Source organism: Marinifilum flexuosum, assembly GCF_003610555.1.
GTDB lineage: Bacteria > Bacteroidota > Bacteroidia > Bacteroidales > Marinifilaceae > Marinifilum > Marinifilum flexuosum.
Map to the genome: position 1 here is coordinate 1,491,557 of NZ_RAPQ01000008.1, position 18,930 is coordinate 1,510,486.

Consider the following 18,930-nt stretch of genomic DNA (forward strand, 5'->3'; position numbering starts at 1 on the left):
AATGAAGAAGTTCAAATTTACGATAAGAGGGCAGGAATACGATGTAGAAATCAAGGATTTTGAAGGATCGAATGCCAAAATTGAAGTGAACGGAACTAGCTATGATGTAGATGTACATGTTGAAGAAAAAGCAACTAAAACTCCTACACTAGTTCGTAAGCCTGTTATTAATAAGCCAGGCGAAGGAAAAATTCAAAAAGGTGGTGCTGGTGCAACTGCTGTTAAAGCTCCACTGCCAGGTAGCATTATTAAAATCAACGTTGCTGTTGGTGATACCATTAACCCAGGTGATACTTTGTTGGTAATGGAAGCAATGAAGATGGAAAACAATGTTATGGCTGAAAAAGGAGGTACTGTTAAAGCCGTTAAGGTTGCAGTAGGCGAAAGTGTACTTCAGGACGATGTTCTTGTTGAAATTGCATAACATTTTTGAATTTAAAGTCAAAGAACTGACACAATGAGAAAACTTTATACATTGGTATTCTCGATGATTTTGATAATGGGGTTTGCAATAAACTCTATTGCTCAAGATCAAGGGGATACAACAGCTAAACTAACAAGCGGAAAATGGGTTAACCACGCTGATGGTTATATTCCAAATCCTATTGGTGAATCGAAAACAACGGTAAAACGTTACAAAACTATCGAGTTCAAGAGGGATAATACCTTTACAATGGACTCTATTAAGCAGAGATTTACTGGTCATTGGGTGCTAAATGGTACTAATTTAACGATGACTTTTAATCCTAAAAAAGTTACTCACCTGCATAAGAATACTGACCCTAACTCAGGTTCAAATGCATATGTAACAACGTCAGAAGTTCTTCAAATTGCTGAACGAAATGCAAAAATTGAAGGTGACTTTCTAAACTTTGGAAACCCGGTATTAGATAGCGAGCACAATTCAAGTGCGGTAGTAGGGTTGAAAAACTTTTATGAATTTACCGGATTTGCAAACGTTACAGGCGGTAACCTGTTAATGGTGTTAATCGGATTGGTTTTCATATTCTTAGCAATTAGATATGATTACGAGCCATTACTATTGATTCCTATCGGTACAGGTATTATTATTGGTAATATTCCAATGTTCCAGGCGGTTGACTTCAACTTGAAGTTGGGTATCTACGAGCCAGGTTCAGTAATGAATATTCTATATTCCGGGGTTGTGAATGGATGGTATCCACCTTTGATTTTCTTGGGAATTGGTGCAATGACCGATTTCTCATCATTGATCTCGAATCCAAGATTAATGGTATTGGGAGCGGCTGCTCAGGTTGGTATTTTTGCTACTTTCCTAGGTGCTCTTTGGTTAGGATTTGCTCCACCGGAAGCGGGTGCAATTGGTATCATTGGTGGTGCTGATGGTCCAACAGCTATCTTCCTTTCATCGAAATTGGCGAACGGTATGAACGTAATGGCCAATGGTGAGACTGTGAAGAACTTGATTGGTCCTATTGCGATTGCAGCTTATTCATACATGGCATTAGTTCCTGTGATTCAGCCTCCAATCATTAACTTGCTTACAACTAAGAAGGAAAGAAAGATTAAGATGAAGCCACCTCGTGCGGTAACTCGTCTTGAGAAGATTATTTTCCCTATCGTAGGTTTGTTGCTAACTGCATACATTTCACCAACGGCTCTACCTCTATTGGGTATGTTGTTCTTTGGTAACTTGTTGAAAGAATCAACTGTTACGAACCGTTTGGCAGATACTGCAAGTAATGCATTGATTAACACCATTACAATCTTGTTAGGTGTTACTGTTGGTGCTTCTACTCAGGCTGACGTGTTCTTAACTGCTGACTCAATCATGATCTTCGGTCTTGGTGCAGCTTCGTTTATCGTAGCAACTGCGGGTGGTGTAATTTTCGCTAAAATCATGAACTGGTTGTCTCCAAAAGATCGTCCAATCAATCCAATGATTGGTGCTGCAGGTGTATCAGCTGTGCCAGATAGTGCTCGTGTAGTTCAGAATATGGGATTACAGAACGATCCATCTAATCACTTATTAATGCATGCAATGGCTCCTAACGTATCTGGGGTAATTGGTTCGGCAGTAGGTGCTGGTATCTTATTGAGCTTCTTAATGTAGCCAAATATCTATAGTTTATATATCAAAAGGGCTGTTGAGTTATCGACAGTCCTTTTTTTTTATGGTTCTTATCAGATATGTAACGATTTTCATCGTGTTTGGAACACCTCCCATTGGGATAAGAGCGCTTCTCATAGGTCCGGGAACCTATTCATCTTACCAAGGGCCTTACTTTCGGGTTTGGAACTTATCTATTAGAACAATAAGTGAGCATTGCAGGGCTTTCAAGTGCTTTGACCTTTTCAAATATCTGATTTTTTTATATTGATGGGATGTTATATATTTATAACAACTAATTATATCAGATGTAAAAATGGTTTTAATGGGAGAGGCGAGAAGGATATTGTTTTTTCGTTTCTCCTGTTTCTGTTTTTTATGAATTAGTAGAAATAAAAAAAGCTTCGATTTTCGAAGCTTTATATTACCATAGTTTAAATCTACTACTTTGTGTGCTTTCTTCCTTTTTAACGATTTTAGGAACTTCTACATCTAAAATGCTATTAATGTACGACATACACTTTCCACATCCCGTATTAGCTCCTGTGTATCGTCTGATTTCTTCTATTGTAGTGGCATTTTTATCGTGAATTGCTTTATCTATTGTGTTTCTGTCTACCATTTGACAGTTGCAAACTATGTCTCTCATGTTAATCTCAAATTATATATAAACCTGATGTAAATATATATATTCTTCGATTTAAAACAGAGAAATAAAGTAATTAATTTAAAATAAATCTAAATAAAAATATAGTAGATTGATTATAAGTTGTTTTCCAGGTAAATTTTCATTTGTCTGTACATATCTATAACTTCATCTTTCTTAGGCAGTGACTCATAGATTTTTTTCAGATAGTTCTTTTCGCTTATCACTTTAAAGCTTTTTTTTAAGTTTAAATCGTAAACCCATGACATTTGATGAAGCTTTTGTTCATTAAGTGTAAGAACATCCTTTTTGCTAACAACCTTTTCGTCCATAACCGATTTATAAACCATTTTTGAGATTTCAGGTTTATCTGCCAGCTCCATTTCTAATCTTTTATTAGCGCCAGGCTTATATTCGGTATAGTACTTCGAAAGAATGTTTAGGATGTCTATTCTATCAGCATCTCTAAGTAGTTTAAGAAATGTTAAAGCGTTTTCGTTTACGGATTTAGGTAAGTTATCGATATCATGATAGCGAATGCATTCGAAAATAATTTGTACGGTATCTTCTTCGAGTTTTCCAAGTACATTTTCCGATTTTAAAACATCGATACCTAAATCGATATGGTTATCCTGTTCGTTATCCGAGAAAGTTTCGTGTTTCAATAATTGCTCGAATCTTCCAACATCATGCAGGAGAGCAATTGTTTTAGAAGTTAATAACTGCTCATCATTTAATTCACATTCTGATGAAAGTTCTGTAATGATCTCAACCGTATTAAAAGAATGATTTCTTTTAAGGTCAAAATTCAATTGAATTTCTTCATTCTCGCTTGAAAAACTGTTTGAGTATGTTTCAAACCAGGATTCTATATTTTGGTAAATTTCTTGATTCAAGATGTGTGTGTTAAAATAGCACGCAAAACTACATCTTTTCTATAAAAGCGGAAAGAATTTGTACAATAGAATTGATAAGGATTTGACCAATGTTCATGATTCATGACAAGGGGCTAAATCCATTGGTTTAATACTTAAATTTTCAAGATTGGAGATAGAAAAAATGCGACCAATTATTGATCGCATTATCTGAATTATCGTTTTTTAATTTGTAGGCATACTCTGAATGATATCCACCAAATGTTGCCAGAATTTCTCTACCGTTTCAATATTAATTCTTTCATCAGGAGAATGGACATCTCTTAAAGTAGGTCCAAATGAAATCATATCCATTTCTGGATATTTTTCCAGGAATAAACCACATTCTAAACCAGCATGAATAGATCTTACTACAGGCTCTTTTCCAAAAAGTTTTTTGTAAGAATCTACTGCAACAGTTAAAATTTCAGAATTAGGGTTTGGTGCCCATCCAGGATAACCATCAGTATGTTCAATTTGAGCTCCGGCCAATGTTAATGAACTTCCGACCATTTGAGCAATGTTGTACTTTTCGCTGTCCACATCGCTACGTTGCGAAGTTGTGATTTGGATTTTGTTGTCATCAGTAAATTTAACAGAAGCCAAATTGGTTGATGTTTCTACCATACCTGGCATTCTTGAGCTCATAGTGAAAACTCCGTGAGGACAAGCGTAAATAGCATCCATTAAATTATTACTAGTATTGATATCAATAACAAATTCTGGTTTTTCAACTGACTCTAATGTGATCTTAAGTTTCGGCTCGTAAATTTCCCAAACATGCTCCATTTCTGCAGCGTAAATATTCAAGTCTGCTCTTACATTTTCCTTAAACTCCGAAGGTATGGTAATTATAGCATATGCTTCACGAGGAATTGCATTTCTTAGGTTACCACCATTAAATTCGTTAATTCGAATATGGTATTTCTTATTGATTTGCCATAAAAATCTATTTAGTATTTTATTCGAATTTCCTCGTCCTTTGTTGATTTCATCTCCTGAATGCCCACCAAGCAATCCCTTAACATCAATTCTAAGGGTAAAATGTCCATTAGGAATCTCCTCTTTCTGATATTCCATATTGGCTAAAGTGTCAATTCCTCCGGCACATCCAATAAAAATCTCACCTTCGTCTTCTGAGTCCAAATTCAATAAGATTTTCCCATCGAAGAAGCCTGGTTGTAGAGCAAAAGCACCTGATAAACCTGTTTCTTCATCTACAGTAAAAAGGCATTCTATAGGACCATGTTCAATATTATTAGATGTAAGAAGAGCCATTTCCGCAGCCATACCAATGCCATCATCGGCACCAAGAGTAGTTCCTTTTGCTTTTACCCAGCCATTATCAATCCATGGAATTATTGGATCTGTGTCAAAATTGTGAACAGTATCATTGTTTTTCTCACAAACCATATCCATATGTGATTGCAAAACCACTGTTTTGAGGTTTTCTTTGCCAGGAGTAGCTGGTTTCTTAATTAATACATTGCCAATCTCATCTCTTTTTGTTTCTAAACTGTTCTTCTTTCCAAACTCAATTAGAAACTCAATTATCTTTTCTTCCTTTTTAGATGGACGAGGAACCTGACAAATGTCTTCAAAGTGTTTCCAAACTTCCTTTGGTTCTAATTTGTTTAATATATTTTCCATTGTTGTTTAAATTTTTTTCAAATGTAAGAATAAGTAATTGTAATGTGCTCTCAAATGTTACCTCAATAAAGATCTTTTTTTAGTGTTTAATTTTTTTTTTGCCTTTTGTACAAAAAAAAGAAAAATAAGTTTAATCTAATGTAAAAAGTGAAATTAGAGTTGATTGTGAGGAAATTATAGTGTTTGTAATGTTATATTCAGGAATGTGTTTTATTTAAAAACTCAATAAACATGATAAAAGTCATATGTTTGTTGACCTGTGAGGGTATGTTAAAATTTGTTAAAAGAGATAATTCTATTATATTTATGATCTAAAATTACCATTAACCATATTAGAATCTTTACTTAATTACTAACTAAAAAAGTTTTTTTATGAAAAAAATGATTGGACTATTTGTGTGTCTATTTCTTATAGGTTCACAAATAGTAAATGCGCAAAGTAAGCAGATTTCTGGTACCGTAACAAGTGCCGAGGATGGCATGGGTATGCCAGGTGTGTCTGTTGTTATTAAAGGTACTACGATTGGTGCTAGTACTGATATTGATGGAAAATATTCGTTAGAAGCCCAAGCATCGGATGTTTTAATGTTTAGTTTTGTTGGGACGGTAACACAAGAGATTACAGTTGGTGATCAAACCGTAATAAACGTTGTGTTAGAATCTGAATCAATTGGTGTTGATGAAGTTATTGTAACAGGTTATACAGCTCACAGAAAAAGTGAGGTAACTGGTTCTACAGTGCAGGTGAAAGGTGAAGATCTTGCCGATATGCCTGTTGTCAGTGTCGATCAAGCGCTTCAAGGTAGAGTAGCTGGTGTAGCTGTTTCTGGTGCGTCAGGAACACCTGGTTCAGCGCAAAAAATTCGTATTCGTGGTAGAAGTTCTATTACAGCAGGTAATAATCCACTTTATGTAATTGATGGTGTGCCTATGGTGGATGGAAATGTTTCAACAAGTTCTGCTACATCTTCTCTTTCAATGTTGGCAACTCTAAATAGTAATGATATTGAATCTATTTCTATTTTGAAGGATGCATCTGCTACTGCAGCTTATGGTGCTCGTGGAGCAAATGGTGTTGTTGTTATTACAACAAAATCAGGAAAATCAGGTAAAGCTAATATCAATTTTAGTGCTACCTATGGTGTGTCAAATGATGCTGTTGATGGTCCTGGAGTTTTAACTGGTGCTGAAAGAGAAGAATTGTTTTTGGAGTCTTTAATCAACTCTTTTGGAGGTGATTATGGTTTTAGTGATCAAGATGGCGCTAGAGAGTTTTATAATAATAATACAGGCTACTTTTGGAGTGATTATGCAAATTGGAATGCTGCTGGCAGACCTGAAACTGATTGGGCTGACTTAATTACCAATAAAAATGCTCCAATGCAGGAGTATAACTTATCTGCTACAGGTGGTAAAGATGGTATTAGTTATTACATTTCTGGAGGTTATTTAAAGCAAGAAGCTACAGTTATTGGTGCTGAATATGAGAGAATTTCTGGTACTGTAAATTTAGATGTTGATTTATCTCCTAATTTTAAGTTCTCAACGAAGAATACAGGATCTCATTCATATCAGGATGGTTTGTTAGAGGGTAGTGCTTATTTTTCTTCTCCTCGATCAGCTAAATTCTTTATGCCTTCAATTACACAAGCTTACAATGAAGATGGTACGCCTAACTTAAATACAGACCTACCTAATCCATTGTACATTGCAGAGCAGGATATTGATGAAAATAAATTAACAAGAATTCTTACCAATAACTCATTAACTTGGAAGACTCCTATTGAAAATCTAACATTCACAACTAGAATGAATATTGATTATCAGGTATATCACTACAAAACCTATGATAACCCAGTTTCTGGTGATGGTGATGGAGCAACAAGAGGTTATGGATATCAAACTAATAGAAATCGCGCAAATTATGTATTCCAGAATATGTTAGATTATACATTGGCATTAGATGGTGGACATGATTTCGATTTTAAAGTGGTTCAGGAGTTTCAAAAGAATAGACTTTATTTCTTGGCTGCTGAAGCAGATAATTTTTCTGATGTAGGTTTAACAAACTTGAATTCAGCGGGTAATCCTACAACTGCAAATTCTTGGTTTACAGATTGGTCTGTAGCTTCATACTTAGGGATGATTCACTATTCCTTTAATGGTAAGTATGTAGCAGATGTAACATATCGTCGTGAAGGTAGCTCTAGATTCTCTGCTGATAACCGCTGGGGTAATTTCTGGGCAGTTGGTGGTGCTTGGAATATTAACCGTGAGGATTTTATGGCTAATATTGACCAAATTGATATGTTGAAATTAAGAGCTTCTTATGGTAAAACAGGTAATGCCAATATTAATTTAAATCAATATCAGGAATTATTAAATTTTGATGCTGATTATACAGGGGAAGGTGCATCTTATGCTGGGACTTTTGGTAATCAGGATTTAACTTGGGAAACTTCTTACTCTCTTGATTTAGGACTTGATTTTGGCTTATTCAATAATAGAATTTCTGGTTCGGTGGGTTATTATTTCCGTGAAACAACAGATATGCTATTAAATGAACCTCTTTCTCTAACTACAGGATTTACGTCTCAAACCAGAAATATTGGTAAAATGGAAAATAAGGGATGGGAATTTGAGTTAAATGCAGATATTGTTCGTTCAAATGACTTAAATGTATCTCTTGGTCTTAACGTAGGAACGACCAAAAATAAGGTGACAGAGTTGGCTGTAGATAATAATGGAGTAGAAAGAAATATTACAGATAATACAACTAGAGTAGCAACAGGGCATCCTGTGTACGGTTGGTACATGCCAACTTGGGCAGGTGTTGATCCAGATACTGGAAATGAATTGTGGTTTGTTGATGGAGAAGGAAGTGAAACTACTTCAAACTTTAATGCAGCAAATCAAGTATGGCAAGGTGGTAGTGCAATTCCTGAAGTAACAGCAGGTTTAAACTTACATGTAGATTACAAAGGTTTCTTCTTGGATGCAAGTGCATATTTTGCAGGTGGTCATAAAGTTTATGAAGAGTGGCATCGTTATACTAACGGTACTGATAGATTTTCTCTACAATTCTACCAAGGTGTTGATAAATTGTTAGACAGATGGCAAAAACCTGGTGATACAGGAACAAGATATGGTAAGATGGAATATACTGCTAGACCTTGGCAAAGACATTCTAAATTCTTATATGATGGAGATTATATTCGTTTAAAGGATTTATCTGTTGGTTATGATTTCAATAAGAACATTACTGATGCTATGGGCATTGGAGGTTTAAGAGTATATGTTAGAGGAACAAACTTGTTAACTTGGGTAAAAGATGACAATTTGGAGTATGATCCAGAAGTTGATACAGATGGATTTACAGGATTGACAACTCCTCCGGCAAAATCATTTATTTTTGGTGTTAATTTGAAATTTTAAGGAAGTATGAAAAAATTAAATATATTATCAAGAATAGCAATGTTTATTGTGCTGTTCTTCACAATAAATGCGTGTTCAACTGGTGATCTAGATCCATCTTTAGAGCAAAATAAAGATGTGAATGGTGGGATTACTTCTGCAGACAACTTATACGCTATTATTAAAGGATCTTATAGTATTTTGACTGATAATGGATACTATGGTAGGGATTATATTATTAATAACGAAGTTAGATCAGATAACTGTTTTTCAAACGGGAATTCAGGTCGATTTACTACTCAAGCAGGATTCTCATATAATGCGAATACTGGATATTTCTGGGATGAGGCTTATGAAGCGATTGCAGGTGCAAATATTATAATCAGTCAAAACCCTGCCGAGTTAGAAGGAGAAGAGGCTTATATTAAGCATCTTCAAGGACAAGCTTACGCGTTACGAGCATTAGTTCATTTTGATTTATTAAAGCAATATGGACAGCAGCATACTGGCGGTACTTTAGGTATTCCTTATGTTACTGAATTTAAAGGTGAAAATTTAATTCCTGCTCGTAACACTGTAGAAGACTGTAAAACAAAAATAATGAGTGATTTGGATATGGCTTTTAGCTTAATGGATGAGTCATATAATACATCTTCTGAATTTCTTACAAAATTTGCTGCGAAAGCAATTGAATCTAGAGTTGCTGTATATTTTGGTATGTGGACAGACGCTATCTCTGCTTGTGAGGCAGTTATAGGTTCGGGAAATTACTCTATTATTGCTGCAAGTGACTATGTGAAGCATTGGACTTCAGATCAATCTTCTAATTCAATTTTTGAATTGGCATTTAACTCTTCAGATAATCAGGGTATTAATGGTTTAGCTTACATTTACAGAACTACTGAAGGTGGTAGTTACGGTGATGTTCAGGTAATTGATGAAGTTGAAGATTTGTATGAAGATGGTGATGTAAGAGCTGGTATTCTTGGTTGGGAAGGTACTATGCTTAGAAATATTGGTAAATATCCTAATAATAAGGGAGAAGATAATGTAATCGTAATTCGTTATGAAGAAGTGATCTTGAATTATGCTGAAGCATTATTTGAAACAGGAGGCGATGCTCTTACACAAATTAATCTGATTACTGAGAATCGTGGAATCAGTCCTTATACTTCAGTTACAAAAGATGATATCTTAAATGAAAGAAGAAAAGAATTTATCTTTGAAGGACATCGTTTTGAGGATCTTGTAAGATTTGGTAAAAATATTGAGAAAATATCTTTACAGCAAAATTTTGCAGCTACTATTCCTTATGGTGATTATAGATTGTCATGGCCAATTCCTCAAGCTGAGGTTGACGCGAACTCTAATATGGTTCAAAATACTGGATACTAGAATTTAATATCTAGTTCAAGCAAATTAAGCTGTCTCTTTTTGAGGCAGCTTTTTTTTTGTTTGATTCTGAAAACAGGAACTTGTTGTGAAAAATTTATTATTGAATACTAAGAAAAGAAAATTATAACTTTTTCAGTGATTATAATAAAAGATGACAAATGTCATGATATTGTTTTATTATTAAATTGAAAGTATGACAAATGTCAGTTTTAATTAAGTGTTAAAGGTAGATATATAGGAACTTATAGCTTGACAATATTCATGTTTTATATTGGATCTTAAATTGTAGCAATAATAATATGACAATCATAATGCTCAACAATAATCTACGTAAACGATTGAGAGAAACGCTGTTATGAATTGTTAAAATTTGTTAAAACCATTTAAAGTGCTATTTTTATCCTCAAGAATTACCATTAACCATTTTGCATCTTTACTTAATTACTAACTAAAAAGTTTTTTTATGAAAAAAATGATTGGACTATTTGTATGTCTCGTATTAATGGGATTACAAATAGTAAATGCGCAAAGCAAGCAGGTTACCGGTACGGTAACAAATGCTGAGGATGGTCTGGGCATGCCTGGGGTATCTGTTGTTATTAAAGGTACTACTGTTGGTTCAAGTACCGATATTGATGGTAAGTATACCATAGAAGCTTCCCCTAATGACATTTTAATGTTTAGCTTCGTCGGTATGATTACTCAAGAAATTACAGTTGGAGATAAAACTGTAATCGATGTTGTTCTTCAAACCGAATCTATAGGAGTAGATGAGGTAGTTGTTACCGCTCTGGGTATTACTAGAGAGAAAAAAGCTTTAGGATATTCTGTAACCGATCTTGGTGGTGACGAAGTATCAAAGGTAAAACAGCAAAATCTTGTCAATTCCCTATCTGGTAAGGTTGCTGGAGTTCAAATCAGACAGTCAAACAACTTTGGTGGATCAACAAACATGGTGATCCGTGGTAACTCATCAATTTTCGGTGGTAACCAACCTTTATTTGTTGTTGATGGTGTACCTATTTCTGGTTCTACCTTTAACTCAGCAGCTCAAAGAGGTGGTAGTACGGGTTATGACTACGGTAACGCTCTTTCCGATATCAATCCCGACGATATCGCAAACATGAGTGTACTTAAAGGTGCGGCAGCAACAGCTATTTATGGTTCTCGTGGTGCCAATGGTGTTGTAATGATTACCACTAAAAAAGGTAAAAAGAAAAAAGGTTTAAGTATCAGTATTAATTCTGGTATTACAATTGGTAAAATTGATAAGGAAACATTTGCTGAGTATCAGGATGAGTATGGTGCTGGATATGGACCTTATTATGGTTCTACAGGTTATTTTGAAGATCTTGACGTTAATGGAGATGGAACTGATGATCTAGTAGTGCCTACCTATGATGATGCATCTTATGGAGCAAAATTCAGTGGTCAACAAGTTTATCATTGGGATTCGTTTGTACCTGAGTCGGCTAATTTTGGTAAAGCTTATGAATATAAGGCTGCTGCTAATACTCCTGTTGACTTTTTCGAAACAGAAGTTGGTTATACAAACAATGTAGAATTGACAGGAGGTAATGAAGATGGTACTTTCCGTTTAAGTTATACAAACTTCCATACCAACGGTATTCTTCCTAACTCTAAACTGAACCGTAATACTGTTTCATTTAATGGTGATTATAACATTAATCCAAAATTAAAAGTAGGTGTTTCTGCCAATGTTTCACTGCAGGACACTAAAGGTCGTAACTCAACGGGTTATTCTGATAACTTAATGTCACAAATGCGTCAGTGGTGGCAGGTTAATGTTGATGTAAAAGCTCAAGAGGATATTTATAAGCAAACTAAAAAGAATTACTCTTGGAATCATCAGGAATCAACTGGAGATGGTGTTTTAAATCCTTTGTATTGGGATAATCCTTATTGGACAAGATTTGAGAATTACCAGACTGACTCGCGTGATCGTATATACGGGAATGCATTCTTTACATTTGATGCATTTGATTGGTTAGATATCACAGGTCGTGTTTCTCTAGACCATTATACTTCGCTTCGTGAAGAACGTCGTGCGGTTGGTTCTGTAGCAGCTCCTTTTGGTGTGTTAAGAACTGACGAGAAATCGGGTTACCAAAGATATGAAATTGGTTTTACCGAGGTTAACTACGATTTTATGGCAAATTATAATACTTCTCTTAGTGATGATATTACTTTAGCTGGAGTGGTAGGTATTAGTATTCGTGACGAATCTACAGATAGATACCAGGCTTCTACTTTGGGTGGTCTTGTAGTTCCTAATCTATATTCATTAAGCAATTCGGTAAATACACCTTCAGCACCGATTGAAACTCTTGAAGAGAAACGTGTTTATGGTATGTATGCTCAAGCTACATTCTCGTATAAAGATATTTTATATCTTGATTTAACTGATCGTATAGACAAGTCATCGGCACTGCCAAAAGATGAAAATACTTATAACTACTACTCAATTGCAGCAAGTTATTTGTTCTCAACTCACACTGAATTACCTTGGTTGAACTTGGGTAAATTAAGAATGAGTTATGCGACAGTAGGTAACGATACAAGTCCATTAAACGTGTATGATACTTATGTGAAGAATGATAATTTCGGAAAATATACCTTGTTCTCATATCCTAACACTAAAAATAACATTGAACTGAAGCCAGAATATACAAAAGAATTTGAAGTTGGTTTGGAAACGAAGATGTTTAATAACCGTGCAGGTATTGACGTTTCTTACTATACCAAGGAAACTGAAGATATGTTGATTCCGGTTGAGGTTTCGAAAGCTACAGGTTATTCGTTTAACTGGGTAAATGCTGCTACAGTTGAAAATAACGGTATTGAGGTTGCATTGTACGGTAACCCTATTAAAACTGAAGCTTTCTCATGGGATATCAATGTAAACTGGGCAAGAAACCGTAACAAGGTATTAGATCTTTACAATGATGTAGAAAATATTGTGATCAACTCTTATCAAGGTGGTATCTCTATCAACGCAACCAAAGGACAACCTTTGGGAACAATTCGAGGTACAGGATTCCTATTTGATGATAATGGAAACAAAGTTGTTAATTCCTCTGGTTATTATATTTCTCAATCAGATCAAATAATTGGTGATCAAAATCCAGATTGGACTGGAGGTATTTCTAATACTTTTAGTTATAAGGGGCTTACTTTAAACTTCTTGATTGACATTCAAAAAGGAGGAGATGTATATTCACTGGATATGCATTATGGTCAAGGTACTGGTGTTTTGAAGCATACCGCCGGACTTAATGAATTGGGTAATCCTAAGAGAGATCCTGTATCAGAAGGTGGAGGTATTCTTAATGTAGGTGTTACCGAAGATGGATCTCCAAATACAACAAGAGCTAGAGCTGATTATTATGGTGGAGCTTATTATTGGGGTAATTCTTCAAGAAACCCTGGTGCTCTAACTGTTTATGATGCGTCTTTTGTTAAGTTAAGAGAATTGGCTTTAACTTATAATCTACCTAAGAATTTGATAAGTGGATTTGCTCAAAATGTATCTCTTTCTCTAGTTGGAAGAAACTTATGGATTATTCATAAGAACGTACCTTACGCTGATCCTGAATCAGGATTATCTTCTGGTTTGGCTCAAGGTTATTTGTCAGGATCTTATCCAACGGTAAGAAGCTGGGGATTTAATGTAAAGGTTGATTTTTAATTGATAATTATAGAAAGAAATGAAAAAATATATATATAAATTAAGTATTTTGTTTCTTGCCGTTGCGATGGTTGGGTGTTCAAACCTTGACGACGAGCTTGAAAAAATAAACATCGACTCTAAAAATCCTTCTGAGGTTCCTGGAGAACCATTGTTCACCAATGGAGCAAGAGATATGTTTGATTTACTTTTAGGGACGAATGTGAATAGTAATGTGTTTAGACTTTACTCTCAATATTGGGCTCAAACTACTTACCCTGATGAAAGTCAGTATAATCAAGTAACCAGAAATATCCCTGATAATATGTGGCGAACTCTTTATCGCAATACATTAAAGGATATTACGGGAGCAAGAGAAATAATTTCACAACAAGAAACTGTAACAGCATCAGAGGAAGCAATTAAGAATAACAAATTAGCTGTTATTACTATTGTAGAGACTTTTGCTTATGCAACATTGGTTGATATTTTTGGCAATGTGCCATTTACAGAGGCTTTAGATGTTAATAACGTTTCTCCGTCATATGATGATGCAGCTACTGTATATTCAACAATTATTGGGAATTTAAATACTGCTATTTCTGCTATTACTCAATCAGAAGTTGGTTTTGCTAACCAAGATCCAATTTATGAAGGAGATATGGCAATGTGGTATAAAATGGCAAATTCATTAAAACTTCGTTTGGCAATGAGATTAGCAGACGTTAATGCTTCTACTGCTCAAACAATGGCTGAAGAAGCAGCTGCCAATGTTATTAGCTCGAATAGTGAAAACTTTAGTATTGCCTATACCAATTCCTCACCAAATACTCATCCATTATGGGTTGACTTGGTTCAAAGTGGTCGTAATGATTTTGTGCCATCCAATGTGTTAACTGGTGTTATGAATGGTTATTCAGATCCTCGTATGTTAAAATATTTTACTCAACAGGAATTTGAGTATGATAAAGATGATAATGGGGATAATATTGATACTGAAATTGAAGGAAGTGGATCTTTATTGTTAGTTTTTGAAGATGTTGATGGAATGGATTCATTAGTAAGTGTGAATTTACCATATACTGTTTTAGCAGCAGATGATTATGAATTTGGTTATTTTACAGGAGGTGTTTATGGATCGGCGAATGCAGCATCTGGATTCTCTCAAATTGGTGACTTTTTCAAAGAGCCTGATTTACAAGGAACCTTATTATCATATGCAGAAGTAGAATTCCTATTGGCTGAGGCGGCAGCAAGAGGTTATAGTGTTGGTGGAACTGAAGAGTCACACTATGAGGCTGGTATTAGAGCTTCTATGGATGAATTCGGAATAGGCAATATTTATGTAGATGCTTACTTATTGGAACCTGATGTTGCATATGCAACTGCTGCAGGTGACTGGAAGCAAAAAATTGGTACGCAAAAGTGGATTGCAATGTACAATATTCCTTTTGAAGGATGGACCACATGGAGACTGTTAGATTTTACAGGAATTTTCCAGGCACCTGAAGGTTTAACTTTAGGTGATATTCCAGTAAGGTTTATATATCCTATCGAAGAAGCTACTTTGAATGGAGCTCAGTATGATGCTGCAGCATCTGCTATTGGTGGAGATTTGAAATCAACAAAACTATTCTGGGATGTAAACTAGAATTTTAGCAGATTAACATATTATAAGAGAGGTTATCGACAGGTAATCTCTCTTTTTTGTTTTTTATTGAGCAGAACTAATTGATGTATGGCAACAATCAATAATAGATCTATTCTTTACTAATTAGAAGTTTTATTCAAGAGTTAATGATTGATAAAAAAAATAGGATGTCCTTTTCAGACATCCTATTGGTATACTAGATTAAAGTATTATTTTTTAATTTAACTTGTTGTAATAATCAATTATTCTGGAAATGTCTTCTCCTTTTGATGTTTTTAATTTGTTTTCATTAATGAATGTTAAAACTTCCACTTTTTTATCCGATAATAAAGAAACTATATCCTTTTTATTTTTGATTAAATTAGCGGTATAACTTCCTTCTTTCTTTAAGTAATAAGAAATTGGTTCTGCTTTAAATTTTGCAGGCTTATATTCAACATATCCATGTGCAGGTTTGGCTTCCACAAAATTTACTTTTTTCTTACTGTAAAGAGTAACTTTTCCATCGGATATAATCTGAAAATAACCCAGTTTATCACCTTCCTTTGATTTGAATTTTAACCTTTCGTAAATTCGATCATTTATTTTTACATACAATAGAGGAAATTGATTCGAGAGTTCATATGAAATGTCATCTTTTTGAAACTCAATAATGTCCTGGTAATTATTATACCTAAGAATTAGACCCGTATAAAGTAGGCTATCCTTACTTATTACAAATCCCTTTTCAAATTGTTTGTTAAGGTATGGGCTTCCATCGATGGATTCATACTGATTCGCATCCATCGTTTTGGATGTTTTTACCTGGTTGTATAAGTTGACCAGTGAGGGTGCGTATAGATTAAGATTATCGTAGAGCCTTATGGACTCTTTTTGGCACATTGCAGTTGTGAACATGCAAAAAACAAATACTATTAGAATAAAATATTTTTTCATATCGACATGATTTTGTTTGCAATAGTAAATTTAAACAAATTATATCAATAATATCTATTCTATGTTTGTGTAATGTGTTAAAAGTCAAGCATTATAAAGGAGTGTTATTTTAGATTAATATCTACTCCCATAATAAAATTCCTTCCAACACCTGCAATTCCTGAGGAATACGGACGATATCTTTTATTAAATATATTCTCGATTGAAAAGTTAAGATTTATTGAGTTTGTAAGTTTATAATTGTTGTTCCAACTTACAATTAACCACTCAGGAGAATAAGGGTTGCCATTCTTATCCTGAGCATACAGGTAAGCTTTGTCTTTTTCGACCTCTGCAAGGTCGTTGTAAGCTATTTTAGCATTGTACTCTAAAGCAATATTGGAAGATAGTTTATTTGACTTATAATCCAGTTTAAAAGAGCCAAACATTGGAGCAATATGTCTAACAGGACTACCATCTTTGTATTCTCCATTGTTGTAGTTCATATTTGCTGTTGCTGAAAAGTTTTGATTGATTTTTGCAATACACTGGAAGTTAACTCCCCATACTTTGGCATTGTCAGCATTAACAATTGCTTGAACTTCGCTCTCTGTATCATCGTAAATTATTGTATGATGACCATCAAAACTGTAGTCGCTTCGAATCATTGCATCATCAAGAAATGAATAAAATGCATTGATATCAATGAAAAATTTCTGATTAAAATTCTTACTGACATTAAAGTCGAGATTGTAAATATATTCTGGTTTTAGGTCTTTGTTAGGAACAACCACTTTTCCTGGTTCAGAATCAAAAATTTTACCTATGTCATCAATATTTGGAGCTCTAAAACCAGAGCTTGCATTGAATTTGAGGTCCCAACCAGAATCTGAATTGTAAGTTACTCCTAGACCGCCATTAAGTGAACCAGTTGATAAATCAAGATTGGTAAATGGAAAGTTGTAGTAAGTATTATCAAGTTCGGAACTGATCCAGATATGAGAATATCTGATTCCCGTATTTAATGTCCAGTTTGAATTCAATTTGTGTTTGATATTGCTGTAAAAAGCAAGTGTTGAGTATTTAGATTTATCTGGATAACGACTTGCAATTTCCTCAAAGGTATTGGTTTCAATATTGGTACTATGTCCTGTTGACCTTAATCGATTGTGAGTCATTTCTGCTCCCCAGAATAAATGGGTCGATTTTGTTAATTTTTTTTCTGCATCTGCATTTATGATATAGATCTTTAATTTCTCAGATCGATTTCGTTTTATTGCAGAGGAAAATTTTCTATCGTGTCGACTTTCTTTATAATTTTGAAATGCTGTAGTTAATCTGAATGAATCATACAAAAGCTTGGCTTTCTTCAATGTAATTTGAAAGTTATGCATTTGTAATGTTTGCGGCCCATAATACCATTCTGCATACTTTAAATTATCTCCTTTGTATTGGATTAATCTATCATAACGAGGAATGTCAGAACTTGTTGTGTAGTGAAATCCATAAAGTAAATCGGTATTTTCAGAGGCTTTATATCTGATCTTCTGAACCAGATTGAATTGGTTGTAGCCTGATTGTTTTTGGGATTTAGGTTCAGAGTTAGTGATTATTTTGTCGGTCCCATTATCTATAATAACATATTCATTTCTTAAATACTCATCAGGACCATGGCTACCCATTTTTTGGTCATCAAAATCACTGTAAGTAACGCTTCCGGCATAACTCAAACGTTCTTTCCCAATATTATATGATACATGGTTCATTACTTCGTTATTAGCAGATGAATAACGGTTTTTGTATCTTAATTTGGTGTTGGTTTTTCCCGAGGTTGAATAGAGTGGTTTTATGGTATGAAAATCCATAACACCACCAATTGCATCGCTACCGTATATAATTGAACCAGGTCCTAAAATAACTTCTGCAGATTCAAGACTGTTGGCATCAATACTTATGACATTTTGCAGGTTGCCACTTCGGTAAATTGCATTGTTTAAACGAACTCCATCTAAAACAAGTAAAACTCGGTTTGCAGCAAAACCTCTAATCATTGGACTGCCACCACCTAACTGGCTTTTTTGAATATAAACCTGATTGCATGATTTTAACAAGTCGGCAGTTGTTTGGGAGTTAGTATTTGAGATTTCTGCTTTGTCAATTTTATGAACTTTTAAAGGTACTTCTTTGATATTTTGTTCCCATTTATTTGCAGAAACTACGACCTCTTGTATTGGAAATATATTGGAATGTAATTTAACAATGAAATTTTGAAGTTTAATATCGTTAAAATCTTTTTCTAAGTTCTGATAAGATGGATGCTGAAAGTGTAAAAGCCTTTTTTCTTTAAATTCTGATAAATCAGCAATTCCAAGTTCATTGGTTAGTATGGAATTGTAATTGTCAAATATGTATACATTTTCAATTGGCTTATTGGATTCTTTATCAACAACTTTAATTTGTTGCGAAAAACTTAAATTTGCAATTAATACAAGTAAGAAAGAGCTTAGTAGGCGAAACATATATTATGAATTAAATAGAAAACTCAAATATATGATTAATATTTTATTT

11 protein-coding genes are annotated in these 18,930 nt (G+C 34.3%); 6 read left to right on the forward strand and 5 right to left on the reverse strand.

Translation table 11 applies throughout. The features are described from left to right. Position 1 precedes the first annotated feature (1 nt). The gene (locus BXY64_RS06140; protein ID WP_110361928.1) at positions 2-424 is read left to right on the forward strand and encodes a biotin/lipoyl-containing protein; all 423 of its coding nucleotides are present in this window, start codon (positions 2-4) and stop codon (positions 422-424) included. Between the two features lie 33 nt (positions 425-457). Further along, on the forward strand, positions 458-2,092 hold the full coding sequence (locus tag BXY64_RS06145) for a sodium ion-translocating decarboxylase subunit beta (protein ID WP_245996605.1): 1,635 nt from the start codon (positions 458-460) through the stop codon (positions 2,090-2,092). A gap of 421 nt (positions 2,093-2,513) precedes the next feature. On the opposite strand, the gene BXY64_RS06150 is transcribed toward BXY64_RS06145, so the two are convergent. The 3 genes from BXY64_RS06150 to BXY64_RS06160 form a co-directional block, all read right to left on the reverse strand. Further along, positions 2,514-2,738, reverse strand: coding sequence for a (2Fe-2S)-binding protein (locus BXY64_RS06150; protein WP_120239027.1), 225 nt, complete (start codon positions 2,736-2,738; stop codon positions 2,514-2,516). A 113-nt stretch (positions 2,739-2,851) separates the two neighbouring features. Beyond that, a complete protein-coding gene (locus tag BXY64_RS06155; protein ID WP_170150587.1) occupies positions 2,852-3,631 on the reverse strand; it encodes an HD domain-containing protein in 780 nt (259 codons plus the stop codon). A 204-nt stretch (positions 3,632-3,835) separates the two neighbouring features. Beyond that, positions 3,836-5,299, reverse strand: coding sequence for an aminoacyl-histidine dipeptidase (locus BXY64_RS06160; protein WP_120239029.1), 1,464 nt, complete (start codon positions 5,297-5,299; stop codon positions 3,836-3,838). Between the two features lie 372 nt (positions 5,300-5,671). Here BXY64_RS06160 and BXY64_RS06165 point away from each other — a divergent pair, with 372 nt between their 5' ends. The 4 genes from BXY64_RS06165 (at position 5,672) to BXY64_RS06180 (ending at position 15,447) form a co-directional block, all read left to right on the forward strand. Further along, positions 5,672-8,734 carry a SusC/RagA family TonB-linked outer membrane protein gene (locus BXY64_RS06165; RefSeq protein ID WP_120239030.1) on the forward strand — a complete coding sequence of 1,021 codons (3,063 nt, stop codon included), beginning with the start codon at positions 5,672-5,674 and terminating at the stop codon, positions 8,732-8,734. Positions 8,735-8,740: 6 nt separating this feature from the next. Then, positions 8,741-10,108 carry a RagB/SusD family nutrient uptake outer membrane protein gene (locus BXY64_RS06170; RefSeq protein WP_120239031.1) on the forward strand — a complete coding sequence of 456 codons (1,368 nt, stop codon included), beginning with the start codon at positions 8,741-8,743 and terminating at the stop codon, positions 10,106-10,108. 463 nt (positions 10,109-10,571) lie between these two features. Beyond that, positions 10,572-13,817: a SusC/RagA family TonB-linked outer membrane protein gene (locus tag BXY64_RS06175; protein ID WP_120239032.1), complete on the forward strand. Its 3,246-nt coding sequence runs from the start codon at positions 10,572-10,574 to the stop codon at positions 13,815-13,817. A gap of 19 nt (positions 13,818-13,836) precedes the next feature. Beyond that, complete coding sequence (locus BXY64_RS06180; RefSeq protein WP_120239033.1) at positions 13,837-15,447, forward strand: SusD/RagB family nutrient-binding outer membrane lipoprotein; 1,611 nt, start codon at positions 13,837-13,839, stop codon at positions 15,445-15,447. Between the two features lie 216 nt (positions 15,448-15,663). Here BXY64_RS06180 and BXY64_RS06185 read toward each other — a convergent pair whose 3' ends face one another. Both BXY64_RS06185 and BXY64_RS06190 read right to left on the reverse strand, forming a co-directional pair. Continuing rightward, positions 15,664-16,383 carry a hypothetical protein gene (locus BXY64_RS06185; RefSeq protein ID WP_147375920.1) on the reverse strand — a complete coding sequence of 240 codons (720 nt, stop codon included), beginning with the start codon at positions 16,381-16,383 and terminating at the stop codon, positions 15,664-15,666. 104 nt (positions 16,384-16,487) lie between these two features. Continuing rightward, positions 16,488-18,881 carry a TonB-dependent receptor gene (locus tag BXY64_RS06190; RefSeq protein WP_120239035.1) on the reverse strand — a complete coding sequence of 798 codons (2,394 nt, stop codon included), beginning with the start codon at positions 18,879-18,881 and terminating at the stop codon, positions 16,488-16,490. Between the last annotated feature and the right edge of the window lie 49 nt (positions 18,882-18,930).